The sequence below is a fragment of the Nocardia takedensis NBRC 100417 genome, assembly GCF_000308695.1.
GTDB classification, from domain to species: Bacteria; Actinomycetota; Actinomycetes; order Mycobacteriales; family Mycobacteriaceae; genus Nocardia; species Nocardia takedensis.
In genome coordinates this window covers 1-1749 of record NZ_BAGG01000024.1, presented here as the reverse complement: position 1 = coordinate 1749, position 1749 = coordinate 1, and the positions used below count along the sequence as shown (strand labels likewise).

1 rRNA gene is annotated in these 1749 nt (G+C 56.4%); it reads right to left on the bottom strand.

Annotated elements, in window-relative coordinates:
* Window positions 1–19: 19 nt before the first annotated feature.
* Window positions 20–1538: ribosomal RNA gene (locus ON30_RS06065) — 16S ribosomal RNA — on the bottom strand.
* Window positions 1539–1749 lie beyond the last annotated feature (211 nt).

Genomic DNA, 1749 nt, shown 5'->3' with positions numbered 1-1749 from the left:
ACTGGAGAATGCTCCTTAGAAAGGAGGTGATCCAGCCGCACCTTCCGGTACGGCTACCTTGTTACGACTTCGTCCCAATCGCCAATCCCACCTTCGACGGCTCCCTCCCACAAGGGGTTAGGCCACCGGCTTCGGGTGTTACCGACTTTCATGACGTGACGGGCGGTGTGTACAAGGCCCGGGAACGTATTCACCGCAGCGTTGCTGATCTGCGATTACTAGCGACTCCAACTTCACGGGGTCGAGTTGCAGACCCCGATCCGAACTGAGACCGGCTTTAAGGGATTCGCTCCACCTCACGGTATCGCAGCCCTCTGTACCGGCCATTGTAGCATGTGTGAAGCCCTGGACATAAGGGGCATGATGACTTGACGTCGTCCCCACCTTCCTCCGAGTTGACCCCGGCAGTCTCCTGCAAGTCCCCGGCATAACCCGCTGGCAATACAGGACAAGGGTTGCGCTCGTTGCGGGACTTAACCCAACATCTCACGACACGAGCTGACGACAGCCATGCACCACCTGTACACCGACCACAAGGGGGCCTACATCTCTGCAGGTTTCCGGTGTATGTCAAACCCAGGTAAGGTTCTTCGCGTTGCATCGAATTAATCCACATGCTCCGCCGCTTGTGCGGGCCCCCGTCAATTCCTTTGAGTTTTAGCCTTGCGGCCGTACTCCCCAGGCGGGGTACTTAATGCGTTAGCTACGGCACGGATCCCGTGGAAGGAAACCCACACCTAGTACCCACCGTTTACGGCGTGGACTACCAGGGTATCTAATCCTGTTCGCTACCCACGCTTTCGCTTCTCAGCGTCAGTTACTTCCCAGAGACCCGCCTTCGCCACCGGTGTTCCTCCTGATATCTGCGCATTTCACCGCTACACCAGGAATTCCAGTCTCCCCTGAAGTACTCTAGTCTGCCCGTATCCCCTGCAAGCTCACAGTTGAGCTGTGAGTTTTCACAGAAGACGCGACAAACCGCCTACAAGCTCTTTACGCCCAGTAATTCCGGACAACGCTCGCACCCTACGTATTACCGCGGCTGCTGGCACGTAGTTGGCCGGTGCTTCTTCTACAGGTACCGTCACTTCCGCTTCGTCCCTGTCGAAAGAGGTTTACAACCCGAAGGCCGTCATCCCTCACGCGGCGTCGCTGCATCAGGCTTCCGCCCATTGTGCAATATTCCCCACTGCTGCCTCCCGTAGGAGTCTGGGCCGTGTCTCAGTCCCAGTGTGGCCGGTCACCCTCTCAGGTCGGCTACCCGTCGTCGCCTTGGTAGGCCATTACCCCACCAACAAGCTGATAGGCCGCGGGCCCATCTCGCACCGATAAATCTTTCCACCACACACCATGCAGCATGCGGTCATATCCGGTATTAGACCCAGTTTCCCAGGCTTATCCCGAAGTACGAGGCAGATCACCCACGTGTTACTCACCCGTTCGCCGCTCGTGTACCCCGAAGGGCCTTACCGCTCGACTTGCATGTGTTAAGCACGCCGCCAGCGTTCGTCCTGAGCCAGGATCAAACTCTCCGTTGAAGACTCACAACCACACCCCGAAGGGCGCGATCAAAGCTATCGTAGAGTCCGAAAACCCAACCTAAACAAAACGCCAGCCAAACAAACATTCAGCTGACAAAAAATGTCCCACCCTCCCACACGGGGGTATGAAAGAGCAGGCACCAAAACAAAATTTTGGCACTGACATTCATCGACACACTATTGAGTTCTCAAAGAACACACGCACACA